Source organism: Stenotrophomonas sp. STEN022 (genome assembly GCF_056760155.1).
The window spans coordinates 1-4,665 of record NZ_JBRREG010000168.1 but is presented as its reverse complement, the minus strand read 5'-3'; the positions used below and the strand labels follow the sequence as shown (position 1 = coordinate 4,665).

The window sequence follows — 4,665 nt, the reverse complement described above, 5'->3', positions numbered from 1 at the left end:
GCGCCACCCCCCGCTCACACATCCGGGGGCGGGGGTAGACCTGGCGCTCGCAGCCCGCCCCACTACAGGTGAGGCTCAGCGGGCTTCGGGGATGTCCGAGGTCAGCGCTGCGGTCTCCGCGGCGCAGTCGCGCGGCAGTGGCTGCTTGAGCGTGCGGGCATGCACCAGCTCTTCGCGTGCCTTGGCCAGGTCGGCGACAAATGCCGGGTTGTCATGCAGTCGCGCCACCGTGGCCGCGCCCATGAACTGGCCCTGCTGCACATCGCTATACCAATGCACGTTGCAGACCAGCCGGCTGTGGCCGTAGTTGCGGCCGCGTTCGATCAACGCGGTGGCATGGTCGGGATCGATTTCCGACAGGATCAAGCCCCAGGCCCAGCCGATCGACGTGTGGCCGGACGGGTAGGAACCACTCTTGCGCAGGCCTTCCTCATCGTCCGGCGTGCAGGTCGGTGCGTTGTTGACCATGAACGGGCGCGGACGTTGGTAGTGGGTTTTTGCTGCCTTGGTGGCGGCGCTGGCGTCGATGCGGCTGCGTTCCAGCAGGCGGTACAGCACCGGGGTGGTCTTGGCGGTGACCGCCACGCCGAGCGCGCAGCTGAACTGGTCGGCACCGGCCGGGAAGCTCAGGTCGGCGTCCGTATGTGCCTGCGCGAAGCGCGCGCTGCCTTGCATGCTCAGCGCCTGGCTGGCGACGGCCTCATCCAGCTGTGCCGATGCCGAGCCGGGCGCCGGTGGTGCCGGGCTCAGGGCGAGGCTGTCGGGGATGGCGCTGCCGGTCAGATAGCCGGTGACCTTGCTGCCGGAGTCGCCGCCCGAAGTGGAGGGCAGGGTCGGGGTGCTGGAACAGGCGCTGAGCACGGCGGCCAGCGCGAGGGCGGCGCCGAAGCGCAGCGGGGAAACGGGAAATGACATTGCGACGACAAGGGGGTTACGGGAGCGGGCGGGCATCATCGCACCAATGGCCGCGCTCCGCCCCCTCCCTTTGCCGAAGGCAAGGGGAGGGCTGGGGAGGGGTGCTTTTGCCTTTCAAGCAAGCGCCAACTTACAAACTGCCCACCCAGGCCGACATCCGCCCATCATCCTCGCGCACCTCGATCGGCCCGCCGAACACCTCCGACAGCGGACCTGAGCGCAGCAGTTCGGTACGACTGCCGTCAGCAAAAATGCGGCCACCCTTCATCAGCACGACGCGGTTGATCTCGGGGATCACTTCCTCGATGTGGTGGGTGACCAGCACCAGGGTGATGCCCTGCTGGGCAAGGTTGCGCATGCTGTCGACCAGATGCTGGCGCGAGATCAGGTCCAGGCCGGTGGACGGTTCGTCCAGCAGCAAGGCCTTGGGCTGGTTGACCAGCGCCCTGGCGATCAGCACGCGGCGGGTTTCGCCGGCAGACAGCTCGGCATAGCTGCGGCCCAGCAAGGGCAGGGCACGCGCCAGTTCCAGCGCGTGCCGAGCGCGCTGGCGCATGGCATCGGTAACGTCGCGGTGTGCAGGCACCACAAAGCTGGCAAAGAAGCCTGCGATCACCGCTTCTTCCGCGGTCAGGCCGGGCATGCTGGACAGGTTGCTGGACAGGTCGCCGGTGACGATGCCCAGTTGTGCGCGCAGGCGATCCACCTGCCAGCGGGTCTGGCCCATCACCTTGACTGGCACGTGGCCGTCGGCGCGCGCCAAGGGATAAAGCTCGCGGGTGATCAGCTTGATGAATGAGGACTTGCCGCAGCCGTTCGGCCCAAGGATGGCGGTGTGCTGGCCTTGCTCGATACGCAGGTTCAGCTCGTGCAGCACGCGGACCTGGCCACGGATGACGCAGGCATGGTCCAGTTCGATCAGGGGAGCCGCTTCGGCGACGGGAGCAATGGACATTCAGGTGTAGGTGGCAGCTGAGGATTCGACCAACGGACTTGCCGCCAGCTGATGAAGTTTGCGCCGACAGCCCCCATGATGTGTAGCAGTTGTTTCATCTGGCACCGACTGCCTGGAGTACCTCGTGATGTCCGACGCCCTGCTCGACTTCCTCACCGCTGGCATCGTTGGCCTGGGCTGGTGGGGCATGCTGGCGGTGCTGCTGGTATTCACCCAGCTCACCATCTTCGCGATCACCTTGTACCTGCACCGCAGCCAGGCCCATCGCGGCGTCGATTTCCACCCGCTGGTGTCGCACTTCTTCCGCTTCTGGGTGTGGCTGACCACCTCGATGATCACCCGCGAGTGGGTGGCCATCCATCGCAAGCACCACGCCAAGGTCGAGACCGAGGAGGACCCGCACAGCCCGGTTACCAAGGGCATCCGCACCGTGTTCTGGCGTGGCGTGGAGTTGTACCGCGAAGCTCGCACGCTGCGTGGCGACATCGAGCAGTACGGGCGTGGTGCGCCGGAGGACTGGATCGAGCGCAGGCTCTATACCCCGCATGCCAATCTCGGCCCGATCCTGCTGTTCGTGATCAATACCTTGCTGTTTGGCCTGCCCGGCATCGCCTTGTGGGCAATCCAGATGGCGTGGATTCCGTTCTGGGCCGCAGGCGTAGTCAACGGTCTTGGCCACTGGTGGGGTTACCGCAACTTTGAATCGGCCGATACCTCGACCAACCTCACGCCGTGGGCGTTCTGGATCGGTGGCGAAGAACTGCATAACAACCATCATGCGTTTCCCAGCTCGGCGCGCTTCTCGATGCGACGCTGGGAGTTCGACATCGGCTGGCAGGTGATCCGCCTGCTGCAATTCCTGCGTCTGGCCAAGGTGCTGCGGGTGGCACCGACGATGGACATCCGTCCGAACATCGCCGTGCCCGATGCCGATACCTTGAAGGCATTGTTGTCGCATCGCTTCCAGGCGATGACCGATTACCAGCGCAATGTATTCGCACCGGCCTTGAAGGAAGAAGCTGCAGCAGCAGGTGCCAAGTTGCGCAAGCTGTTGCCGCGGCGCATGCGCAAGGGCCTGGTCAATGATGGTCGCTGGCTGAAACCCGATTGCCGCGCGCAGTTGCACAACTGGGTGCAGCAGCGTCCACGCATCCAGTTGCTGGTCGAGCACCGCGCGCGCCTGTCGGCGCTGTTGGAAGCCCGCAGCCATGATGCTGCCGAGCGCCTGCGCCAGCTGCAGCAGTGGTGCCAGGACGCCGAAGCCAGCGGCAGTGCGGCATTGCAGGCTTATGCAGCACGTCTGAAAGGCTACTCGCTCAGCGCCGCATGAAGACGATCACCCTTTTTTTCATGCTTTGTGGTCCGTTGCCAGCCATCGCCCAGGTGCAGGACACCAATGCCTACCTGCAGCGCATGGACAGCGATGGCGATGGCCGGGTCAGCCCGGATGAGTACCTGCAGTGGATGCTGTACGCCTTCGACAAGATGGACCGCAATGGCGATGGCGTGCTGCAGCCGGATGAGCAGCCGGGCGGACGCGGCAAGCCGATCACTCGCGAGGAACAGCGGCAGGTGATCCTGGCCCGCTTCGCCCGCCAGGATGCCAACAGTGATGGCTACCTCAGCGCCCGCGAGCTGATGGCGCCACCGCGCTGACCTACCGTTGTAGGAGCGGCGTAAGCCGCGAAGTCAAACATCCAACCGAAGCCGATGGCGCATTGCAATCGATACAGGTCCGCTGTTCGCCACCACCAGTTTCACGGCTGACGCCGTTCCCACAAGACCCATCAAACACAATTGCCTTGAGATTCGCATGCCAGAACTACCCGAAGTAGAGACTACCCGGCGCGGCCTGGAACCACACTTGGTAGAGCGCCGCATCCACGGTGTGATCCTGCGCCGGCCGGACCTGCGTTGGCCGATTCCCGCCGAGATCGAACAGCAGCTGCCGGGCAAGCGTATCGAGGCAATCCGTCGCCGTGCCAAATACCTGCTGCTGGATACCGAAGCGGGAAGTGCGGTGTTGCACCTGGGCATGTCCGGCAGCCTGCGCGTGTTGCCCGGCGACACCCCCGTGCGCGCGCACGACCATGTGGATATCAGTCTGGAAGACGGCCGCCTGCTGCGCTTCAACGATCCGCGTCGGTTTGGTTGCCTGTTATGGCAGCCTGCAGGTGAAACGCACGAGCTGCTGGCTGGACTTGGTCCGGAACCGCTGGAGGATGACTTCGATGGCGATTACCTGTTCCACCGCAGCCGTGGACGCAAGGCACCGATCAAGACCTTCCTGATGGACCAGGGCATTGTTGTCGGCGTCGGCAATATCTATGCGGCGGAGAGTCTGTTCATGGCCGGCATCAATCCCCTGCGTGAAGCCGGCAAGGTATCGCGGGCGCGCTACCAGCGGCTTGCCGATGCGGTGAAGGAGATCCTGGGGCATGCGATCACCCGCGGCGGCACTACTTTGCGCGACTTCATCAGTCCTGATGGCGCACCTGGCTACTTCGAGCAGGAGTTGCTGGTGTACGGGCGCGAAGGCGAGAACTGCAAGCAATGCGGGCGCGCACTGCGCTATGCCAGCATTGGCCAGCGGGCAACGGTGTGGTGTGGGTATTGCCAGCGCTGAGCGCTGAGCGCCGAACGCCTGTAGTGGGGGGGGGGGGGGGGGGGGGGGGGGGGGCGGGGGCGGGGGGGCGGGCGGCGGGGGGGGGTGGCGGGGGGGGGGCGGGGCGGCGGGGGGGCGGGGGCGGGGCGGGGGGGGGGGGGGGGGGGCGCGCGCGGGGCGCGGCCGGGGG

General features: G+C 65.7%; 5 protein-coding genes. 3 read left to right on the top strand and 2 right to left on the bottom strand.

The genetic code is table 11. The features are described 5' to 3' along the window. Positions 1 to 75: 75 nt before the first annotated feature. Together ACVOMF_RS20515 and ACVOMF_RS20510 are read right to left on the bottom strand one after the other, a co-directional pair. Positions 76 to 915 carry an acid phosphatase gene (locus ACVOMF_RS20515; protein ID WP_481510915.1) on the bottom strand — a complete coding sequence of 280 codons (840 nt, stop codon included), beginning with the start codon at positions 913 to 915 and terminating at the stop codon, positions 76 to 78. A 130-nt stretch (positions 916 to 1,045) separates the two neighbouring features. Beyond that, entirely contained in the window at positions 1,046 to 1,870 is an 825-nt protein-coding gene (locus ACVOMF_RS20510; protein WP_481510914.1) for an ABC transporter ATP-binding protein, read from the bottom strand. A gap of 127 nt (positions 1,871 to 1,997) precedes the next feature. On the opposite strand from ACVOMF_RS20510, the gene ACVOMF_RS20505 reads away from it, so the two are divergent. The 3 genes from ACVOMF_RS20505 to mutM all read left to right on the top strand — a co-directional run bounded on the left by ACVOMF_RS20505 (position 1,998) and on the right by mutM (position 4,496). After that, positions 1,998 to 3,200 carry a DesA family fatty acid desaturase gene (locus tag ACVOMF_RS20505; protein ID WP_481510913.1) on the top strand — a complete coding sequence of 401 codons (1,203 nt, stop codon included), beginning with the start codon at positions 1,998 to 2,000 and terminating at the stop codon, positions 3,198 to 3,200. Further along, the gene (locus tag ACVOMF_RS20500) at positions 3,197 to 3,526 is read left to right on the top strand and encodes an EF-hand domain-containing protein (protein WP_481510912.1); all 330 of its coding nucleotides are present in this window, start codon (positions 3,197 to 3,199) and stop codon (positions 3,524 to 3,526) included. Before ACVOMF_RS20505 ends, ACVOMF_RS20500 begins: the two co-directional genes overlap by 4 nt. A 157-nt stretch (positions 3,527 to 3,683) precedes the next feature. Beyond that, the gene (gene mutM / locus ACVOMF_RS20495) at positions 3,684 to 4,496 is read left to right on the top strand and encodes a bifunctional DNA-formamidopyrimidine glycosylase/DNA-(apurinic or apyrimidinic site) lyase (RefSeq protein WP_481510911.1); all 813 of its coding nucleotides are present in this window, start codon (positions 3,684 to 3,686) and stop codon (positions 4,494 to 4,496) included. The last annotated feature ends 169 nt before the right edge of the window (positions 4,497 to 4,665 follow it).